At 43.2% G+C, this 21987-nt stretch carries 20 protein-coding genes and 2 pseudogenes; all 22 read left to right on the top strand.

Features of this window, described 5'->3' with window-relative positions; genetic code table 11:
- Positions 1-48: 48 nt before the first annotated feature.
- The 22 genes and pseudogenes from GN277_RS24790 (at position 49) to GN277_RS24680 (ending at position 21983) form a co-directional block, all read left to right on the top strand.
- Positions 49-468, top strand: a complete 420-nt coding sequence (locus GN277_RS24790; RefSeq protein ID WP_159755039.1) for a C-GCAxxG-C-C family protein — start codon at positions 49-51, stop codon at positions 466-468.
- A gap of 67 nt (positions 469-535) precedes the next feature.
- Positions 536-1054: pseudogene (locus GN277_RS24785) on the top strand (aminotransferase class III-fold pyridoxal phosphate-dependent enzyme); the annotation flags it as partial.
- Between the two features lie 260 nt (positions 1055-1314).
- Positions 1315-2103 carry a nucleotidyltransferase domain-containing protein gene (locus GN277_RS24780; protein ID WP_159755033.1) on the top strand — a complete coding sequence of 263 codons (789 nt, stop codon included), beginning with the start codon at positions 1315-1317 and terminating at the stop codon, positions 2101-2103.
- A gap of 15 nt (positions 2104-2118) precedes the next feature.
- Positions 2119-2568: a GNAT family N-acetyltransferase gene (locus GN277_RS24775; RefSeq protein WP_159755030.1), complete on the top strand. Its 450-nt coding sequence runs from the start codon at positions 2119-2121 to the stop codon at positions 2566-2568.
- 152 nt (positions 2569-2720) lie between these two features.
- Positions 2721-4061, top strand: coding sequence for an MATE family efflux transporter (locus GN277_RS24770; protein WP_159755028.1), 1341 nt, complete (start codon positions 2721-2723; stop codon positions 4059-4061).
- A 438-nt stretch (positions 4062-4499) separates the two neighbouring features.
- Positions 4500-5099 carry a cytidylate kinase-like family protein gene (locus GN277_RS24765; RefSeq protein WP_244324897.1) on the top strand — a complete coding sequence of 200 codons (600 nt, stop codon included), beginning with the start codon at positions 4500-4502 and terminating at the stop codon, positions 5097-5099.
- 523 nt (positions 5100-5622) lie between these two features.
- Positions 5623-5862, top strand: a complete 240-nt coding sequence (locus tag GN277_RS24760; protein ID WP_159755022.1) for an excisionase — start codon at positions 5623-5625, stop codon at positions 5860-5862.
- A 119-nt stretch (positions 5863-5981) separates the two neighbouring features.
- A complete protein-coding gene (locus tag GN277_RS24755) occupies positions 5982-6209 on the top strand; it encodes an excisionase (RefSeq protein WP_159755019.1) in 228 nt (75 codons plus the stop codon).
- A pseudogene (locus GN277_RS32230) lies at positions 6178-6853 on the top strand (integrase DNA-binding domain-containing protein); the annotation flags it as partial. The gene GN277_RS24755 and the pseudogene GN277_RS32230, both read left to right, overlap by 32 nt.
- Positions 6854-7123: 270 nt before the next feature.
- Complete coding sequence (locus GN277_RS24745) at positions 7124-7576, top strand: HEPN domain-containing protein (RefSeq protein ID WP_159755016.1); 453 nt, start codon at positions 7124-7126, stop codon at positions 7574-7576.
- A gap of 936 nt (positions 7577-8512) precedes the next feature.
- A complete protein-coding gene (locus GN277_RS24740; RefSeq protein ID WP_159755013.1) occupies positions 8513-10684 on the top strand; it encodes a hypothetical protein in 2172 nt (723 codons plus the stop codon).
- A gap of 1374 nt (positions 10685-12058) precedes the next feature.
- The gene (locus GN277_RS24735) at positions 12059-12790 is read left to right on the top strand and encodes a LytR/AlgR family response regulator transcription factor (RefSeq protein ID WP_159755010.1); all 732 of its coding nucleotides are present in this window, start codon (positions 12059-12061) and stop codon (positions 12788-12790) included.
- Positions 12787-14196 (top strand): sensor histidine kinase, encoded by a 1410-nt coding sequence (locus GN277_RS24730; RefSeq protein ID WP_159755007.1) that lies wholly within the window; start codon positions 12787-12789, stop codon positions 14194-14196. The genes GN277_RS24735 and GN277_RS24730 overlap by 4 nt, the downstream gene beginning before the upstream one ends.
- 26 nt (positions 14197-14222) lie before the next feature.
- A complete protein-coding gene (locus GN277_RS24725; RefSeq protein ID WP_159755004.1) occupies positions 14223-14879 on the top strand; it encodes a hypothetical protein in 657 nt (218 codons plus the stop codon).
- A 1-nt stretch (position 14880) separates the two neighbouring features.
- The gene (locus tag GN277_RS24720; RefSeq protein ID WP_159755001.1) at positions 14881-16275 is read left to right on the top strand and encodes a prepilin peptidase dependent protein A; all 1395 of its coding nucleotides are present in this window, start codon (positions 14881-14883) and stop codon (positions 16273-16275) included.
- A gap of 128 nt (positions 16276-16403) precedes the next feature.
- Positions 16404-17099, top strand: a complete 696-nt coding sequence (locus tag GN277_RS24715; RefSeq protein ID WP_159754998.1) for a DUF6033 family protein — start codon at positions 16404-16406, stop codon at positions 17097-17099.
- A gap of 113 nt (positions 17100-17212) precedes the next feature.
- Positions 17213-17896: a DUF3879 family protein gene (locus GN277_RS24710; protein ID WP_159754995.1), complete on the top strand. Its 684-nt coding sequence runs from the start codon at positions 17213-17215 to the stop codon at positions 17894-17896.
- Positions 17897-18184: 288 nt separating this feature from the next.
- Entirely contained in the window at positions 18185-18730 is a 546-nt protein-coding gene (locus tag GN277_RS24705; RefSeq protein WP_159754992.1) for a hypothetical protein, read from the top strand.
- A gap of 117 nt (positions 18731-18847) precedes the next feature.
- Positions 18848-19093: a hypothetical protein gene (locus GN277_RS24700; RefSeq protein ID WP_159754989.1), complete on the top strand. Its 246-nt coding sequence runs from the start codon at positions 18848-18850 to the stop codon at positions 19091-19093.
- 8 nt (positions 19094-19101) lie between these two features.
- Positions 19102-19446, top strand: a complete 345-nt coding sequence (locus tag GN277_RS24695; RefSeq protein ID WP_159754986.1) for a hypothetical protein — start codon at positions 19102-19104, stop codon at positions 19444-19446.
- A 441-nt stretch (positions 19447-19887) separates the two neighbouring features.
- Positions 19888-20424 (top strand): hypothetical protein, encoded by a 537-nt coding sequence (locus GN277_RS24685; RefSeq protein ID WP_159754983.1) that lies wholly within the window; start codon positions 19888-19890, stop codon positions 20422-20424.
- A 131-nt stretch (positions 20425-20555) separates the two neighbouring features.
- Complete coding sequence (locus GN277_RS24680) at positions 20556-21983, top strand: DUF4885 family protein (protein WP_159754980.1); 1428 nt, start codon at positions 20556-20558, stop codon at positions 21981-21983.
- Positions 21984-21987: the final 4 nt, after the last annotated feature.

The following is a 21987-nucleotide window of genomic DNA, read 5'->3' as shown; positions in this document are numbered from 1 at the left end:
TTCGTATTTGCCTGACTGGAAAATCGAGCATCAAGGAGATGGCATACTATGCAGGAATATATAAAGAACAGGATACATGAATTGTACTGGAAGGATGATATAAACTGCGCAAGGACAGCAATCATTTGTCTGAGTGAATTATTTGAAACCATGATTGAACCACAGGTAATTTGGTCTGCGGTTGGCTTGCATGGTGCAGGCGGGTATAGGGCGCAATGTGGTTTAGTCGAAGGAACGCTTATGTTTATAGGAATTTATCTTCATACACTGGGAAAAACAGAAACAGAAATTGTATCTGTCTGTTATGATTTTGCGTCTGCCTTTGACAGTACATTTGGCTCATTAAGATGTTTTGAATTACGTCCTACAGGTTTTTCAGAAAACGACCCGCCCCATATGTGTGAAAATCTGACTTGTAAGGGTATTGAATTTTCATACCAGTATATTTTAAAAATCACTAAGAAGTAAACATGAGGAAAACTAATGATTAATATTCGTAAGTTAGAAGCAGAATGGAGATAAGGCAAGACCGGATGCGCTTGCCTTTGCGAAAGCAATGTCGGGAAGTCTTGTGCCAGTTGGAGGAGTGCTTGCTTCTGAAGATTTGTATATGGCGGCATACGGCAATGATGAGACGGCGTTTTTCCATACTGCAACGTATCAGGATAACCAGATTTCAGGCATCACGGCGCTTGCGTGTCTGGAGTTTATGATCGAGGCGGATGTTCCGGGGACAATCCGTAAGAATGCACCGTACTTTTGGGAGGGATTATACCGTCTGAAAGAAAAGTATCCGCATGTCATTCATGATGTAAGAGGCCGGGGATATATGATTGGCATTGAGTATGGGCAGAATAAGAGAGGGGATTATTATACGGTTGAAGTTTGCAGGCATATGTCCGTTGAATCCCATGTATGTACGATGTTTACGATCAACAATGACGCAGTATGCCGGATTTATCCGAATTACTGGGCAACGAAAGAAGACTTTGACTGGGCGCTGGATGCTTTGGATAAGGCATGCGCTTATGTGCTTAAAACAATGGGGGAATAGAGGTTGAAATTATGTTGAACACTTATCATGAACTACTTGACAAATAGTTTTGTTTTTTATATAATGCGGGTAGTTTGCTCGGAGGGTGTATTACTCACTGGAAGTGATATGCTGGATAAGGCACAGATTGAGAAGTCTGTTCTTTATCCAGCTTTTTTGCATTTTGGGGAGCAGAACATTAGGGATCTGTTGATGAAAAAACGGAAGAATAAAGTGTATGTTGTGTATAATTGAAAAGAAAGGCAGTAAGAGGTGTAAAAATGTATAAACATCACGAAGAATCATTGCGGACCATGGTGAGACATTACCGTGAACAGAAAGGAGTAATTGCCTTTATCTTCGGCGGAAGCGTGGCGAAAGGGATGGAACGGGCAGATTCCGATCTGGATGGAATGGCAGTGGTCAGCCAGGAAGAATTTGAATACAGGGAAAAGCACAACACGCTGACAGATGTAATTCAGGGAAAATGCACTTACGAAGGAGGGTATTTTGATGTCAAATATATCACTAAGGATTTTTTAAAAATGGCAGCACAGAAGGGCAGCGAGCCGACAAGAAATTCCTTTTACCGTGCAAGGGTCATGTTTAGCGACGATCCGGAAATTCCTGAGCTGGTCACGAAGATTGCGGCTTTTCAGGAAGCGGAAATGCCCGATAAAATGCTATCATTTTACAGTGACCTCATGTTGAATTACGGATATTTCTGGAAGGCTTGCAAGGCAGACGGATACATGAAGATTCGTGTGGCGGGTGAAATCATATACTGCATATACCGGCTGATACTGCAGGAGAACAAAATTCTGTTTCCCTGCAACCGCAGATTGGAGCAGTATGTAGGGCAGTGCGAAAATAAGCCGGAGAAAATAGTGGAGAAGTGCAGGACATTTTGTGAATCAATGGATAGCGGCTTGTTAGAAGACATTATAAACAGTTACCATGCATGGACAAAATGGAAGCACAATTCTGATATAAGCGTGGTCAGCGGACGCTATCAACTGGATTTTGAAAAATGGTGGTATATTCCGCGCCCGTTGGTTGGTGAGTGGTAGGGAGGGAGTATTGATATGGAAAGTTGTATTATAAAATGCTGTTCAGTGGAACATATTCGGGAATACGGGGAAATATATGCAAAAGCATTTTCCGGCGAACCATGGAATGATTGTTGGAAGATAGAAGATGCGATACTCCATGTCAGTGAAATTTTAGAATCAAAACAATCTTATGGATTGGAGTGCTTGTCGGAGGGCAAAGTAGTGGGGTTCATTTTGGTCAGTACGATGCTGTTTCATTATGGAAGGGTTTTTGAGGTCAATGACCTTGCGGTTTTGCCGGATTACCAGAGAAAAGGTATTGCAACAAAACTTCTGGAACGCTGTCTTGCGGAGATGGAAGAATGCGGAATAAAAGGCGTAAACCTGATTACCGCAAATGAAGGAATGCTTCCGGAGTTTTATGGAAAGCACGGGTTTGAAAGGGAAAACGGTGTTATTTTAATGGGAAGGAAAATAGAATAATTCTGCTTTTATATAATGCAGGCAGCTTGCTCGGAGGGTATATTGCTCGGTGGAAGTGATATGCTGGATAAGGCACAGATTGAAAAGTCTGTTCTTTATCCGGCTTTTTTACTTTTGGGAAACAAAAAAGAGATTAGGAGGAAGGAAACGATATGGATCTGCTTACAAGTAAAATTAAACCAATGTATTTTAAGTATCTGGCCGCGGCATTCGGAAGCGCGCTGATTTCGTCCATTTACGGTGCGGTGGATATGGCGATGGTCGGACAGTATCAGGGGCCGGAAGGCACGGCAGCGCTGGCTGTGGTTGCCCCTGTCTGGAATATCATATACAGTCTTGGGCTGCTTATGGGAATCGGAGGTTCTGTGCTTTTTACTACATTGCGCGGAGAATCTGAGCAGAATCAGAAAAAGTCTAATGAATACTTTACTGCTGCGGTTATCGGGGCGGCGGCTCTGGCTGCCCTTACATGGCTGGCGGTGGTCTTTTTTGATGTGGAGCTGCTGCGGTTGTTCGGTGCGGAGGAAATGCTGCTCCCGCTGGCAAGGAGTTATCTGCTGCCGGTTAAATTTGTAGTGCCGAGTTTCCTGTTTACACAGCTTATGTCAGCTTTTCTGCGTAACGATGGAAATCCAGCTCTTGCAACGAAGGCAGTGTTGTTTGGCGGGATCTTTAATGTATTTGGGGATTATTTCTTTGTTTTTGTGCTGGAGATGGGGATCATGGGCGCAGGCCTTGCAACCGCCATGGGGTCTGTCTTTTCACTGTTGGTAATGCTGACACATTTTCGCAGTAAAAAGAATACTTTAAGGATTGTAAAGCCTGTGAGATTATTTTTCATCCTGAAGTCCATTTGCATCACCGGTTTTTCCACCTTTTTTATCGATGTGGCAATGGGGATTCTTACAATGCTGTTTAACAGGCAGATTTTGAAATACCTGGGAACGGATGCGCTGGCAGTCTACGGCATCATCATCAATATCAGCACGTTTGTCCAGTGCTGTGCTTACAGCATCGGCCAGGCGTCCCAACCGATGCTCTCAGCGAATTTTGGCGCTGGAAAAGGGAAACGGATTGTGCAGATTTTGAAATATGCATTAGGGACGGCGGCGGTGTTTGGCGTGGTTTGGACGGCGCTTGCTGTTTTTGTCCCCAATTTCTTCGTCCGTATTTTTATGACCCCAACGGAGGAGATCCTGGCTATTGCCCCAGGTATTATTTGCAGTTATGGTATTTCTTTCCTGCTGCTTCCGCTTAATATTTTTTCTACTTACTATTTTCAGACGCTGATGAAACCGATGGCTTCTTTTATTGTTTCTGTTGCTAGGGGCGCCGTGGTCAGCGGGATGCTGATCTGCATTCTTCCGGCTGTGGCGGGGGCAGATGCGGTTTGGCTGGCTATGCCGGTTACGGAATTGCTGGTTGCAGTTTATGTAGCCTTGAAAATGGTGCGGTATACAAAGGATCTGACTTTGGGAGAAATGATGGAATGAAAGGTATATACCGTGAAAATAAAAGTTATATGTGACGAGTATGGGGCAGGATGAGTAAACGGGAAAATAGCTGGTGACGGAGGCTTGGGGATCTGCTTCTCCTGCTGTTCAATCATCTTCTTAACCATATAACCGACGATACCTGTGTTAGAGAGAGAAAGATTGTTGCCTGCCATAGTAAAAACAGCACAGTTGTGTTTTCGTGAAGTGCTTGTTTATGAGGAAAGACTGATAGAATTGCTGGACATAAGCAGTATAACGTTGTGATAAGAAAAGGAAGATTTTGTATGACCGTATGAAGAATAATGCTGAATTCATGAAATGATAACTTTTGGTGCAGGGACATCTGTGGGGTGGTTATGGCTTTGAAGATGGTCCAGGCCAGGAGACAGATGAAAAAAATAATTTTCAAAAATTATGAGAAAGAGGGTATTGTCAATGAAAATTGTTACGATCAGCCGGGAATTTGGAAGTGGAGGACGGGAGCTTGGGAAGCGACTGGCAGATGCGCTCGGTGTTCCGTGTTATGACCATGAAATCATTGAGATGGTAGCAGAAAAACATGGGTTTGACAAAAATTATGTATCGCATATTTCCGAAAAGGATATCCGTGTGTTCTATCCGTCAACGGTTGGTAATCGGTTTATGAACCCGCCGACGCTTCAGCAGCCGGTAAAAATTGTAGCTGCACAGCATGAGATCATCAGGCAGGGCGACTGTGTTATTGTAGGCCGCTGCGCCGATGTGTTATGCCAGGATATGAGGCCATTAAATATGTTTGTTTATGCAGACAGACTGTCGAAGCTGCGGCGCTGTGAAGACCGTGCAGATGAAAATGAGCAAATCTCTGAAAAAGAGATATACCGTAGGATGAAGCAGATTGACAAGGAGCGTGCGGCGTACAGAAAGCTGTTTACAGATGAAAAATGGGGCAGGAAAGAATTCTATCATTTATGCATCAATACTTCTGGTAAAGAAATTAAGGCTTTGATACCGGCTGTTGCTGCATATGTGAATGCCTGGTTTGGAATGTGCTGATTTGCTGCCCTGCCGCAAATGAAACATATGAAAAGCTGATTGTATCTATTCAGGATTATTTTAGCGGGATGGATATTCAGTGTATATTCCTGCATGAAGGGTGTTTGATTATTTTAATGCTTGAGAGCCACTGTTCTAAGGCTTCAGAGCCATCAATACAAGTCTATTTTAATCTTTCAGAGCCACCACAATATATAGTGTATCTATGATCAAAGTACACTTATCCTTAACCGCTTGATTATCCTATCTCAGAATTGTTTTAAACCTGCAAGGGCTGCAACGCAGTGTATTTACCCTTGCAGGTTTAAAGCAATTCTGAGACAATGTTATAAGCGGTAAATAATAGACATACTATATCTAGTATATTGTAATGGCTCTCAAGCATTAAATTATAAGTGGCTCCCAAGGATTAAATTGGTGGCTCTCAAGCATTAGAATAATAAATTAAAGAATTTGCAAATTTTTTGTTTTTATCCCCCTCAAAACAGTCTTTAAATCTCCGTATAGTGAGGAGGTGGCTCAAATGGCAGACGAACAGAAAAATAACCATATCACTACAGAAAATGGAAAGACAAGTGTATCAGTCAGTGAAAAGTATATGCTGACCATTAAGGAAGCTGCGGAATATTTCAGCATAGGGACAAAAAAGATGAGGCGGCTGGCAGAAGATAACCTTGGAAGGTTTGCAGTCTACAGCGGGAACCGTTATCTTATCATACGCACGAAATTTGAAAAGTTTGTTGATGAATCCTCTGCGATATAAAACCTTTTTATTTGCCACAAGTAGTTGACTTTCCGGGGCTTTAGAGTGATATATGTCATGACCTGGAAAGGTCGCAGATTTTAGGACAGGAGGGAACAGGAAAATGAGAAAACCAGTACTTGCGGAAAAGGATTTTTTTAAATCCAGAGGAGGCAATCGAACTGTTCAATCTCAACAGGAGAAAGTTTTACCGATTGATAAAGGAAGAAAAACAGCTTGGGTTTATAGCTCTTTACGGCAGCCGAAGGCTGGTCATCAGAGGAGAGTTTGAAAAATATCTGGAGGCGAATCCGAAAATAAAGGAGGGACTTAAGAATGCCAGCAGGAAGAACAAAGACACGCCGTGATTCCAAGCACCGTGTCCTGCGCCGGGGAGAATCCATCCGGGCAGACGGAAAATACCAGTTTAAGTACCATATAAACGACAAACCGCATTTTGTTTACAGTTGGAGGCTGGAACCGACGGATAAGCTGCCAGTGGGGAAAAAGACATGTCTTTCGTTACGGGAACTGGAAAAGCAGATCGGCTATGATCTTGACACGCTTTCAGACCCGATGGGGAAGAATATAACCGTCGGGGAACTGGTGGAGCGCTATTTATGCACCAAGACAGGGGTAAAGCCGAACGCTCGCCAATTACAATTTCGTGCAGAACCTTTTGAAAAAGGAAACTTTCAGCGAGAAAAAGATTTCTCAGATTAAGACATCAGATGCAAAGCTGTTTTTAATAAAGCTGCAGCAGGACGGAAAAGGTTACAGCACCATCAAAACGGTCAGGGGAGTCCTCCGGCCGGCATTCCAGATGGCGGTGGACGATGACGTGCTGCATAAGAGCCCTTTCGGCTTTGAACTGGCAACGGTGATAGCGAATGATAGTGTGACAAGGGAGGCAGTCACCAGGGAGCAGATGAGGAAATTCCTCAAGTTTGTCCATGATGACAATGTCTACTGCAAATATTATGAAGTGGTCTATATCCTTTTCCATACAGGGAGATTGTGCACCCTGCTTTGGCAGGGCTTCTTTTTATTTATACTTGCTATACCAAAATAGGTGGATTTATGGTAAAATATCAGAGCAGTAAATTTTATATGAGAGAAATGTGTATCAAAGAATATTAATATGGAGTATTATTCATGAATTTTAGTAAAGCCTAAATGTGCTGCCTGTGAACATCTTGAGCAGTGTAGAAATAGTGATAACTCATTGACAATCAAAATAATGGTGCTTGAATGTGAAAGTTTTTATTATTTATTTAAGCGATTGGAAGAATTTGAGAAATTTCCTATATTTTGTGAAAGTATGGAAAAAAATCAAGAGAGAATTGATGATTATGCAAAACAACACGAAGGTATACCATCACTCAGATCGCCTCTTGTTGTGAATGGGGCATTAGCAGCAGAATTAGCTCTTAAGTTTCTGATATTTAAGGAAATAGGATCATATGAATGTATTCATAATCTTCGACGCCTTTTTGAGCAACTGCCTGATTGCCACAAGAATGCTTTGACGGAAATAATCTATAAGCAAGCACACCAAAATGAAGAAACGTTGAAATTTAACCTTACTAATATTTCAAATTTGTTTGAAGATTTCCGATATTCTTTTGGGAAAGAGCAATTGGGATATTCAGGTTTTTTCTATGAATTTGTAGATATCGTTTGTGAGTATGCAATATTGCAGAAACCAATTAATGAGGAAGAAATAGAGGATTAGTGTTTAAAGGTATATATTACAAACAACAGAATTCATGCTAAAATACCAAAGTAGTAAGAACCCTCAATTCTTACTACGATTTTACTACGTTTCACGGCTTCAACTTGCAACATTTTGCCCCGTTTTGCTCATTCTGTGATTTTTTTAACAATATTCTTTGAAAAAATAAACCTCGCAAAACGTGCCAAACATAAGCAAATCATCGCAATTTAGGAGGGATTTTTATTATGATTAAAATACTTTTCGTGTGCCACGGCAAGAGTATGGTAAAAACCGCATAATTCGGCACTTCGGGGCAAACTTTGGAATACCGTGGCAGGCAAATAATACTTGGACTACGATAAAACTACGAATGAGGAAATGAAAAACTGGGAATGTGGATAATCGTTAAAAAGTAGTAGGGAATCGTTAAATTATGGTTGTTATCGTTATAAGGTACAAGAAAATAAGTGCAGATGTTTCTTGGCGAATTCTCTTATTGGCTTGCGTACCACAATTTGATACAATGCACCCAAGTTGAGTTTGGGTGCAAATTTTAACGATAGGAATTTTGCTTGTATGTCACGGCAGGAGTAAGGTAAAAGTAGGGTATTACAAATGAGAAATTTTATTATTTTTTAGTTGTTCCAGCACCTACCTAAAAATACATGGATTGTTGGGTGTTGATGTTTTTAAATATGTAAAAATATAACGATATGGGATTGACAAGACCTCTCCTATTGTTATATAATAATTTTAACAGATATGACGAAACAAGATGCGAACTACGAAAACGCTGAGTCGAAGTCATTACGAGTACATGAAGATGGTCATCATACCTTTTTCAAGTATGCGGCGAGAGATTATAGAATTTTGTCCATGCATACTTTTGCATGGCTTTTATTTTATTAACCTCCTTGTATAGTCATATCTGACTATATCAAGGAGGTTTTTTAGATGAAAAAACAGGAAATTGCAAGACTTATGCCAAGAGAAGCACATAAGCGAATTAAAACAGCACAGTCGATAGTTGTTATAGGACCAACATCTTCTGGAAAGAGCACTTTGATTTACGCTTTGGTAAATCATCAAATCATTAAATTTATCCTTGTGGGGGTTGGAGATAAATGTCAAACGACAATTATTCCTTGCAATTTTTTATTTGATGAGAGAATTGAAAAGGGAGAGTTCTTTTCAATTCAGATTAGGACAAAGGTTTTCTCGCCAAAACAAATACATATCAAGGTAGTAGAAATATTAGCAAAGCAATTTGCTTTGTGTGGCTATGAAGCAGAGGAAACAATATCGTCAATTGACAGCGAGGTTATGCTTGGTATACTAGAACCAGCGGATGCAGAGTACCATCTTGGTAAAATAGTAAATGAAATATCTATAGAGGATTTTAAAAATATTGTTAATAAAGCGTTTACCATTATTGAAGATGCAGAGGAGTCTTTCTACAACAGAGTAAAGAAAAAGAAGAAAGAGCCAGACAAGAGAAAGGTTTCAATAGATGAAATCAGATGTATTATTATGGAAGATATGTGGAATGAACTCCCAGAGCCAATAAGAGAGGAATATCAAAATTGGTTGAATTCAATTGGGGAAAAGATTACGCAACGTCTTAACATTTGTTTGGGTGCAAATAGTGGAGTAGAGTCCATTAACGAATTTAGTGTAGTAGAAGACGATATTTTACCTTACGGAGGCATGATTCTACAGTCATTATTTGATCCATATGAACCATACAGTTTGATTGTAGAAGAAATGACGATGGCTTGCAGACCACGAGACGAATTAATTGATATGTTTTATGATAAGATTCCGCTCCGCTTTTGTTTAAGGGATACGATGGGATTAAATCAAATAAATATGGATAATAATTCTGTAAAGGATGCGTTGGATATTGCACTTAATTGCAGCCCGGATAGTATTCTTCTTTTGATGAATTTAGAAGAAAGGGACGATGTCATTGAAAACTGCTGTGAGGCAATTAATTCAAAAATTGGAAAAGCACAAAGACTAGATGTTCCTGTTCATGTGATATTTACAAAGGCTGATAGAGTTTTGAGCAATATAATCAATAAAGCCGATAGAAAGACAGTGGAACTTACGCAGGCAGATTATACGGAACATATTGAAGCCGCTATAGATATAATGGAAAATTCAATAGAAGGTTATTTGTCACATCTCATGGAAAGTAGTGCTACATGGTTATCCATTAGGTATTTGGAAGAAAAGATTGATCCGATACAGTGTGCATTAAAAGAAGTCACTTCTCCATTAATTGAAAAGTTTACAAGGAACGGATTGTATAGAAAAATCAATGAGATATTAAAGGAAACACAGATGAGAATACTTCCGAAAGGAGTTACATCGCCACTTTATGTTACAGTTAAAGATACGGGACTGCCAGCAGTTGAAATTAAGATTGACCCAATTGTACTTTCGAAGGAATTCAATCAGATTCAGGAAGTGTTGACAAAAGATAAGGCTGTCGTGAATGGGTATCAAATTACTGATACAAGAAGAATTCATGGAAGAAGTGTGGTTCGTTATTATGAAAATCTTCAAATAGGGTTAGGTTATACTACAAATGCTTATGTGTACGGAAATTTTAGTATCAATATGAAAGGAATGTTAAAAAAAGTTCTTGAAAATAAGATTCCAGATTTCCTTACTTTGTATCAGTCAGAAGTGATTAAGACTTTGGCTGATAATATGGATGATGTAGAACTTGACAAAGTAATTGCTGAATTAGATGAAAATGAACAAATAACACAATTCGCTTTTGCAGATATTAATCCGGCTATTTTTGATGATTTGCCATTAAAAGTAAAGAAGATACAGAAATTGCATTTGATTTTTAGACACTACTTTGGTTCATCAGATAAATTTTATATGGTTATAGATAGGGTCGCATTTAATTTATCTTACGGTAATGATGCAATTAAAAAAATGACAGATGCTATCTACAACAAGCCATTTATTACATATGATGAAACAATTAGGCTTATGCAGGAAAATTTCAAGAAGCAGTATGGTTCACCGAATTTTGCAGATGTATTAGCGGCTGAAATGTCATCAGCAATGACAGAATTGGTAAATAAGATGTTTGTAATTATTTAAGAGATTGAATGTGTTCGAAGTTAAAAAGAGTATTAGTTACATCGGGCAAATTGCATTTGATTAAGAAACAAAGAGGCTGTGAAAAGTTTTCGTTCAATAAAATTTTATCAGGTCTTCTATGATAAAAAATCATAGGAGACCTTTTAATTATGATAAGAGAAACGACAGTATAAGTAGTGAAGGCAGAATTCTAATAATGATGTTGAATTGATAGAAAACTTATTATTAGAAAATTTATAATAAAAGATGCGAATTTTTGTAAAAAATGGTAGGTAAGAGATAAATTACAGTTATATTGAATGTGAAATATAAAAACTTTAAGATTGCCATTTGCCATGATAATTTTCGATTGTAATTAGCATAAAATCAGGAAAATATCCATAGAGACAAAGGAACATCGCAACACCGAAATTGATACAATGCAAAATTGCTGAAATGCCTGAAAATAAGCCTTTTCACGGATTCCGCCATTTTGTTTTTTCGGTTTTTGAGCCTTTTTTCCGTTTCGGAAGCTGTTTCGCCCTCCGATTTTGCACCTCCTTTTAACGATAGCAGGCAATCGTTAAAAGGTTTAAATGGGGCAGAGTCTTGTGCAGGAAGCGATAAAAAATATCTAACAGCCGCCCAGGCGGCTATTTCCAATTGATGCCATAGGAATTTGGGTACTTGTAGGCGAAAGTATGGAAGAATGGCTTAAAATCAAGGCTTTTAAGGCTTGGTGGGGTTCATCACGGTGGGTGGTGGGCCCCAACTTTTTTTGTGTCTGGATGCCGCTGATAGGATGGCGATAAGGGCAAAAATCGTACTATCAGGCAAAAGTATACTTTCACGCAAAAGTCGGGGGTTTCCGTGATAGTATAAAACGGAAAGGTAAAAAGGAGTAGGATATTGGCGGTTTTTGCGGAAAAGGGTATTAGGTTGGCAGAAAATGCTGTCGATAAACGGGGGATATGATACAAACACGGAAACTGCATGGAGTTTTCGTGTTTGTATATGAGTTTCCGTGATAATATGGGGTTTTGCGTGATAGTATATAGAAAAATTGAAAAATGGTAGCGGGAGGAAAAGGCCTGTTTCAGCAGTCCTTTTTCTCATGTCTTAGGATTTCACAATTCATTTCTTTACATTTCAAATTTCACAGATATTTTTATAGCGGTTCAGAAAATAATAAGTTGGAAAGCGGGGAAATCAGAGGTAATATGCTTACACGGCGGTTTGCGTTTCCCCTATATCGGACGAATGGCGAAAAACTTTAGGGCTGATTTGGGCGTTTAAAAATAAAAAATCTGCGATTCACGTAGCCAGATTAACCATTCACGAAGTAGGCGTTAGAAATCGCCCTTATTTTTCCGATAAGTTAGTTGAGGACTGGAGGTGGCAGAAACGATAAAAATTGCGGTGTGTGATGATGAAAAAAATATAAGGTCTTACCTCGTTTCGCTCATCAAAAAGCAGGGCGGGGAATGCAGCATCACAGAATATGCCTCTGCCGATGCGTACCTTTCGGACGGTAAGGAGCATGACCTTTTATTTCTGGACATAGAGATGGGCGGCTCCGGCGCAGGTCTGGACGGCATGGGACTGGCAAGGCATATCCGGGGCATGGAGGCGCAGAAACAGCCCATCATCATTTTTGTAACAGGGTATGAAAAATATGTGTATGACGCATTTGACGTAGGGGCGTTCCAGTATCTGGTAAAGCCCGTGGACGAACAGAAATTCGCAGAGGTGTTCGGACGGGCGGCGGGGCAGATCGTATCGGAGGCGGAGCAGCGGAAGAAAAAACTTGTGATCCAGTATGGCGGCGAGGGAAAGGCGATACCGCTGAATGACATTTATTACATGGAAAGCCGGAACCACAATATCATCCTGTACCTGAAAGACGGGAATATCGAATACTATGCGAAGATCGGGGATTTGGAGGAGGAGCTGGCGGGGCAGTTCTACCGCATCCACCGGGGATACCTTATCAACCTTTTCCATGTGGAGGGTTACGATAAGACGGAGGTAAGGATGGCGAACGGGGATAAGCTGCTGCTTTCAAGGTATAAATATGACGGCTTTGTGCAGGCGTACATGGATTACATTTCGGAGGAAAGCCTATGAGCCAGCCAGCGTTTGAAATAGTGAATAGCATCTTGGATATATGGAAGATTGCCGTACAAGCCATCATGTTCCTTGTTTTGTGGACGGCGGCTTTCAGGGAGAAAAAATCAAAAAGGGATGGCGTTGCGGCAGTGCTGTTTATCCTTGCCAATATAGGGATAGGATTCCTTCCGTGTACCGCTTGGGTAAGATATGGTGTTTCCGCTCTTGCCATTATGGGATATGGCGGAATACGTTATAAAAAGCAGATTGGAAAAGCAGTATTTGTGATGCTCGCTTTTTATAACCTCCATTGCCTTGGCTATTTGATGGCGAGCAGTATTTATGAAAAAGTGATGAGCGTTATGATGAAAAGTATTGATTTTCTGCAGGATAGTTACCTGCAGGAAGTGAATCAATGCATGGCAGTTGGGGTGTTCTGCCTGACATTTTCTTATTCCGTATTATTGGCGACAATGACGCTTATTTTGTACAGACTTATGAAGGATGTAACTATAATGGCGTGGCAGGATGTTATCCTGCTTTCCATCCTGAATTTTGTCGGGAGCATGATTACAAAAATCATTGTAGGGCTGCTTACTGTAAAGATAGATGATGAGCTTTTCATTTTATTTGATGAGAAACCGAATCTGTTATGGAAAATGCCGCTGGTCGCAGTTCTCATATTTGCGGGAGAGGCTGCCCTGATCTATTTCTGGCAGAGATACCGCATCCTGCTTGCAGAGAGGCAGAAACATTTTATAGAGGAACAGCAGGTCAAGGCAATGAAGAAGCGTCTGGAGGAAGCGGAGAATTTCTATGGAAGCATCCGAAAGGTGCGGCACGAGATGAAGAACCATATGGCAAATATCAAAGGACTGGCAGGAGCCGGGGAGTATGGAGAAATAGAGGACTATGTACGGCGGATGGATGAGACCATGCAGGAACTGGAGTATAGGTATGTGACGGGAAATGCGGTCACAGATGTCATCATCAATGACAAATGCCGCAGGGCGGAAAAGGCGGGAATCCGGTTTGATGCAGATTTCCGGTATGGCGGGGAAATTCCTGTGTTTGATATGGGGATCATATTGAACAACCTTTTGGATAATGCCATAGAAGCCTGCGAAAAACTGGAAACAGGTAAAGGATTTGTACGCCTTTCATTAAAGCGGAAAAAGCAGTTTTTGATACTGTATGTAGAAAATAGCTTTGACGGCGCTGTCCCTATAAGCAAAGGCAGTCCGCTCCCGCCTACAACGAAACAGAGTATCCTGCCGGGAATCATTACGGAGCATGGGATAGGGCTTGAAAATGTGCGGGATATTGCAGAGAGGTATTTCGGTGGTGTAAACATAAAAGTGAAAGGGGATGTGTTCCATGTGACGGTAATGCTGCAGCAGGAAAATCAGGATAAAATTGTGTGACGGAAAAAGAAAGGAGAGAATGTATTATGAGTATGTTAGGAGTAAGCAATGCCGTAATAGGTGCATATCAGTACACAGGCAGGACGCAGAAAAATGCGGCAAGTGGAGCAAGTTTTACAGAACGGGCAGCGCAGACACAGGAAGCCTCGGATGCAGAAAAACTGGAGAATTTCAAAAAAGAAATCTGGAATGAGATAAATTCCATGCCGTGGGGAGCAAATACTTCCATACAGATAACGGATGGGGCTTTTAGGAAAATGATGGAAGACGGCGAATTTAAAAACAAAATGATGAAGATCATCCGGGAGGATGCCGTCGGTTCCAATAAGATGTGCGGTGGGACGTTGATAAACATTGATGAAAATGGGTATAAAGGTTATTCCTATATGGCAGACCATGCAAAAGAGGCAGGCTCGGCATTTGCAGCTCATTCCAAAGATAAGGATGCTTTTTATGTAAAAAAAGCAGAAAAAAGGCGGGAGTATATGAGGCTGTTGGAGGAAAAGCGGGTGCAGGCTAAGAGACAGCAGCAGGAACTTTTGGACGAAAAGATTGCAAAGGCGGAGCAGGAGAGAAGCAGGCTGGCAAAGGCGTGGAGCAGTAAGCAGCGGATGGCGGCGGCATCCAATGCTTATGATGCAAATGTCATGACGGAGACAGCGGCAGGCGGTGAGGTAAAGTAAAATGAATGGCGTATCGTTATCAAACAAAGTGATACATTGGAATCCGAAAGATTTTGCCGTGAGCCAGAATTTCAACAAGGTAATCCGGGAGAATGAAAAGGTTTCTAATGATTATTACTGGAAAAGCAATAAGGCTGAGGGTGTGGACTGTTTCGGGAGGGCGCTTGACCTGACCACGCTTATCAATAAGCCGGATGGATATTTGCAGGGACGTCTGTCGGATGTGGGCGATGCTGACTATTACCAGTTCAATATAGCGGAATACAGGATTTTAGGCACTGTGTCCGACAAGCATAACCTTGACATAACAGTGACACTCGACCACATCCCGGAAGGCTGTGATTATGACCTTGTTTTGTATGACGGTGACGGGAACCAGGTAGGGATTGGCAGGGATAATGGAAATGGCGGCAAGAGCGTGACTGTGCCGAACTGGAACCTGGAGAACCGGGAGTATACGGTAAAGGTGCTGGCAAAGGACGGCTCCCCGGTAAATGCGGAGGAATATTACCACCTTTCCTTCCAGACGCAGAAGGCGGCAGGGGACAATGTACTCAGGCAGCAGGCAAAGGAAATGCAGGAATACGCCGGTGCGCTGCGCCGGAAACTGCATGACGGGCAGGACGCAGCAGAAGAAAAACAGGCGCTCCAGCAGATCAGGGAAAAGTACGGGGCGTATTATACACAGCAGATGGATGAGCTGCATAAAACACAGGCGGCGGAATATCTGCCGGAAGGGGAAGTTTTTGATGAAAGCCGTAAGGCTGAACTTCTTTCCAAAATGGCAGCGGGTGAGGAACTGACGGAGCAGGAGAAAGGGCTGGCCAATATCTTTGCATCTGCACAGGAAATTGACAGCGCCACAGCGTCCGCAAAACTGCAGGCAGATATCGGTGAAGAAATCTTCCGGCAGATGGGGCAGTCCGGCATTTCCCCCATACCTTCTTTTGAAGTCAGCATTGGCATAGACGGAAAGGCGGAAGTAAAGGGGATTGAAGATGCGGCTGTGAAGGAAAAAGTGGAGGACATCCTGAACGGTTTTTCCGGGGAACTGATGGATACTTATATTTCCATAAATGCGGGTATGCAGGGGATGAATAAACAGGAGCAGTACATATTGAAGGCGGCAATGGGGGTTGAGGCATTTTTGCAGAAAGCAACGGGCGGCAAAGTGGCACTGTCAGACATCACAGTGGAGAACGGCAGGATAAAAGGGCTGGATGCGCCACTTGATAAACTGCTCAATGATCCGGGGCAGAACCAGACATACCTTGATTACAGGGCAGACATACTTGCAATCAAGAATTATGAAAGGATGAATGGAAACGGTCTGCTGGGAGGATTCAGCGCAAGATATGCTGTTGACGGGGAGACAATCCGTACAGTTAGTGTGTAATGCGGCAGGCGGAGATACGCTGCTTGGTTAATGAAGGGCATCATGCCCGAACTTACCACAAGGGGGCATGGGCGGCTCCGAATGACAGAGGGGCCGCAGGTAAGATTTTTTGAAGGAGGATGAAAATTATGTCAATGGAGATCACAAACAATTACAGCGATTATGGGAAAGGCTACACAAATACTGCAAAGGAAGGTAATGTGACGACAAGCACGGTGGAACTGAAAACCTCGACCGGGGGAACAAAAACGGAGCAGATTAAGACGGGTTACAGCAATGTCAATGATTATTCCAAATATCTGCAGGGCAAGTACAGCTATATGAATTCGGGTACAACTTCCATGCAGGGCGTTCCGACAACGGTATCCGTATCGGGCGCTTTCCTGAAGAAATGTATGAACGACCCGGAAAAAGCAAAGTATCTGGAGGAAAATCTGGCGGCATTACCGGATTGTGCGAAAAGCGCAGTATCGAGTTGCCGTGGAACGCTGACCAATCTCAGCTACAGTGTTGATGCAAATGGGAATATTTCAGTAGCAATCTCTGGCACAAGTGACCCGGATGGAAAAATAGCCAAAGAGAATGCGGAACGGTGGGCGAAAGAGAAGAAAGCAGCCGAAGAAAAGGCCGCCGAGAGGCGCAAGGAGAAAAAGGAGGAGGAAGAAAAGGCAGCGGAACGGCGGGCAGAAAGAAAAGAGAGGATGGAAGGTACGTTCACGGTGTCTGCCACTGGCACGGATGTGAAAAGCATTACACAGAATATTGTTGCGGCGGTATCCGGCACATCGTCACCCACAGGGGGCAGTTTTGACATAAAGGCATAAGGAAATATTGTTTACACCCTATTCCGCAGGGGCGCAGAAGACTTTGCCTCTGCGGTCTGCCCGGAGGTAAGGGGCGGTATGAGATTTGACAGGGTTAGAAGGAGGATGATGGTATGTCAAAGATTACAGATTACAGTTTTTTATTTCAAAGTATGTTTGGAACGAAAAGTAATGCCGGGGTGGTAAATCCGCTCAAAGTATCGGATTTGTCAAACGGCTCTCTGCGGTCGCAGTTAAAAGCGGCGGGAATCGATACGAACAGCGCACAGTATAAGGCGGCTGTTAAGGAAATGACAAAACACGCCGGAAGCAGTGGGATGTTTACCAATGTGCAGGCAATTAAAAACCTGATGAAGCAGTATGATAAGGATGGCGACTACATTGACCCGACTACGGGGCTTGCCGGACTGCTTGTGACGGAGGAAAATGTTGCGAGCAGGAAACGGATTATTTCTATTCCCGAAAGCAGCAGGGATGAGATGTTTGAACTTACGAAAAAGGAATTCCTGCAGGGCAACGGCATGGGGGATGGGGATACAACGAAAAGGTCAGATGTTTACACGGATCTGTATCGGAAGACAAGTAAAAATGACCGTCTGGCGGCAGGGCATACATTGTCACAGTATGAAAGGGCATATACACAGGCATTTATTGCGGCAGCAAAGGCAGCAGACCCTGCATGGAAAGCGGGAAAGCCCATCAAGCCTGGTGCCTTGGATGGCATCACAAGGGAATCCGTGGAAGCGAATTTAAAGAAATCCAGTAGTTCGCTGTCATCTGTGGATATACAGATATGATCTTTACACCCTATTCCGCAGAGGCGCATAATGCTTTGCCTCTGCGGTCTGCCCGGAGGTGAGGAGCGGATGTAGGTGATAGAAATGAAACTTTTTTGGAGGCTGGCTCGTATTATTAGCGGATGGCAGCGAAAGGGGGTGCTTGTCATGAAGTTTGGCAGGTGAGGCTAGGCGGTATGTCTGCATGATGGGATGAACTGCTCGGACTTATCATGAGGGAGCAGAGGCGGCTCTGAACGACTGAGGGTCTGCCATTAAAATAATTGATGACAATGGAGGATTTGAAAAATGAATATTAACGGAATAGGAACAACAGGATATCCGGCATGGCAGGGAGCAAGAAGGACACAGCAGAATACGGCAGGAAAGAGTTTTGCGGCGCAGGTGAATAATGTGGCAGGTGCAAAGCCACATACGTCTATTGTCTATATGAAAACGGATGATATGCTGTACTCTGGCGGTAACGGGACAGGGCTGTCCTTCTACATCAAATATGCGGAAGGATCAACAGAGGATGATCCGACTGTGATTGCAAAAGGTGTTGATGAGAATGGAAATGAATTTGAGCAGACCATACATATCAACAAGATAAATCCCCGGAATGCTTCATTAGTGGAAATGACGGCTTTGGAATCATATATGGGGGTGGATAAGAATGGAGGGCTTACATCATTACCGCCCGAAACTGGAATGATGGGGTTGAGTGATAGGACAGATTTTATGGATATGTTCCAAAAGCAGATCAGCGATATGAAACTGTTGAGTCAGAAAAAAGCGGCGGCATACTATCAGTACAGTATGCAGGCGTATTGGGATTTCATGAATAAGAAATAATTTCCATTGGCTGCATATCGCCAATAGGCCACAGTCCAACAAGGCAGGGCGGGCATCCCCCGGTGTTCCGGCAGATTGGGAAATCGGGGAGAAAATATATAGGTGAGGAGCGATAGGATGACAGTTTTAGATGTGTTTTCTTGGCTGCCTGCAAAGGAAATAAGCATAGAGGAATTGGAGCAGATATTCATTAAGCATCTCAATGGCACTTATGAAGGGGAATATAAGGTATTGCTGGAAATACCAGATAATGCAGATAAGAATATTCTCAGTAGTAGCGCAGAGCTTATAGGGGAAAGGAAGGCTGTTGCCTATATTTTGAAGGATGGAAATGTAATTGCTGTTGTAGGTTATAAGGAATAGGCGGAAAAATGATTAAGGCAGAATTTGGGATAATTGAGGATATAAGGGAAACACAGGAGTATTCCTATGATCCGAAGAAATATCAATGTGTTTGTATTGATGATGATGTTTATATAGATGAATGGTGGAATAAGCTGGTTTTATTAAAGACATATTTTCACAGTCCTGACCGCCCGGAATTTGGGCTTGCGAGGTGGGGGATTACATTGATACCGCCTGAGTCATTGCCAGGTTTTCAGGATATTGTGTTATCTGACAAACGAATCAATGAGGATGCTCATCTGAGGAAATTGGCGGATAAAATACAGGATGCAATCAATAGGAATAAATTTATGATACATTTTGGGATTTAGTGAATGTGGATGCATACCATCAATAAGTCACAGCTTGACAAGGCAGGGCAGGCATCCCCGGTTTTCCGGCAAAACAGAGAGAGGCGATTGAAATGGATATAATGGGAATGGCAGAAAGCCATCATGCGGGAATCCAAAAAACGGGAAAGGCATCATCCAAATAGTCTGATTCCCTCCGGGAGAAGATAACAGGATGCGGCGCAGAACGTCTATATGGGGAATAAGTTCCTCGCCCTGCGCAAAAGCGAGGTCGCCAAAGTCGCGCCGGACAGGGCGGCGTTCCGGCAGAACAGCGAGAGGAGGTGAAGGTCAGTATGGAATTTGACAGGGGGAGTTAGGATATAGGAAACAATGAACTGCTCGGACTTATTATGAGAGAGCAGAGATGGCTCTGAATGACAGATGAGCCGCAATACTAAAAACAATGGAGGATTAAAGGAAATGAATGTTAATGGAATAGGAGCAGCAGGATACCCGGCATGGCAGGGAGCAAGAAAAGCAGAAAGCAGTATGAAGGGTGACTTCGGGGCGAATGTGAAAGCAACAGGAAATGTGGTACATATTGACCCGGACGCATTATTTTCTATCCATCATGTAAAGACAGGGGAGAGTGCAAACGTATACCGGGCGGATGATTTTTCAGAGGACAATCCGGTCTATCTTGTGAAAGGCACTGACATAAACGGAAATGAATACGAGCAGACAGTGGATGTGAGCAAGGTAAATCCGATTAGCTGCTCTTATACGGAGATGCTTGCGTTAAATGCACATACCGGGAATAAGTCGGACAGCAATTTCATGACCATGTCGATACTGAAGGATAAGATGGACGGCACTTCCTACCACGAAAAAGCGGATTATATGGCAATGGCGCATGAGCTTATGAATGACATGAAAACGCTTGGAAATTGGGACGGGTATCTAAGGTACGGGAAGTGGATCAATGATATCCTTACTTTCTGCAAAGGCAAATCATAATTGAAAACAGCCTGCCCCACGGCTGTATATCCCCGATAAGCCACAGAGGGCAGGTATCCCCAGCGTTCTGGCAGATTGGGAAATCGGGGAGCAGGGGGGGAGAACGGAAAAAGAATGGAGGATATTTAAGAATGAGTGTTAGTGGAATCGGAAGCGGTGCGGCAAAGGAATATTCTGCCTTATATAGTAATCAGGCGGCTGCATCCCGGCACAGGGTAGGGGAAGTAAAAGCACCTGCAAAGGCTGACAGTGTGGTGAAAACACGCCAAAGGGAGCAGGATGTTCCGGCCTATGCGGAGCGGGCATCCCAAAGCGGCAGCCTGCCACAGCAGGACAGCGCAACGACATTTCCCATGCCATCTATCATTGCCAAATATGAAAAATATACCAAGGCCATTGATGAGCATTACGCAAAGGTAAATGAAGAAAATAGGAAATTTGATAATCCGTCAAAGCATATATGGGATAAATACTATAACACAAAATCCCCTTATTATGTGAAGGGGCTGACACGGAGGGAGCGTGAGATATGTGCGGAATCCGAAAGGCGTGTCCTGCACGGGCTTCCGGCGGCAGTGAACAGCTATGACCCGGTGATCCAGAAGAACTTTGGCGGAATCATGAGCGATGAGGAATGGAATGATGAGGTGCGGGGCGGCATGAATGATTCCATCAACCGGCTTTTTGCGGAAAACGGCATTGACATACCGGAAGGGGCAGAACTGCGCCTGCGGGTTGACCCGTATGAGTACAAAATCCATGCAGGTGGTGTGGACGAGGCGCTGGCAAGGCAGATAGAGGAAGCCCTGAACAGGGGAAACAATGGAAGATACCTGTATGAGCATCTGCGCTGGTGCAATCCGGCGAATAACGGGTTTGAGCAGCCCAGGCAGTATTTATATGACACGGCATACCAGGAGAAGGCAGTCATGTGGCATTTTGTAAATGACATGACAGGGCTGGACATGAGGGAACTGGAAAACAGGGACGGGGTGATCTATACGCCGGATGGGCGGAACCTGTGGGATGCAGTAACAGAGCAGTATAATGAAAAGCGGGCAAATGGTGAGATGGATGCCCTGCCTATGGAATCCTTGTATAAAGATTATCAGGTATTTGTTAACGAGGGCTGGGATAAGGAAGGGGAGCGCGGGCTTACCATCGGCTATAAAAATGGCAGCCTTTATGACATTGATACGGACTACGGATACGGGCCGGGCCAGAGGGAATGGCTGGAGGATAGCAGGAACCGGCACAGCCAGTATTGGGGAAATTACCGTAAAGAGCAGGAGGAGACCCTGCGCAGGGAGAAAGCGGAGCCGACAGCCTTTGAGAAATGGCTGGACGGGCAGATGGCATATACGGAGGAAGTCCTTTCAGAGCTGGGGAACAGGACATATGGGAAGAGTGGGACACTGCTGTCCCAGCCGAATCTGAAAGCGATGCAGCAGCTATTGGATTATGCAGTCAGTAATGGGCGTGTTGTACCTCTTACTAAAGAAGTATTGCGACTTCAGGGCAGGGGGACGCTGCGGGGCGGCCTTGATATAAAGGCATAGAAGG

Source organism: Sporofaciens musculi, from assembly GCF_009830285.1.
GTDB lineage: Bacteria > Bacillota > Clostridia > Lachnospirales > Lachnospiraceae > Sporofaciens > Sporofaciens musculi.
This window is presented reverse-complemented; position numbering and strand designations above follow the sequence as displayed.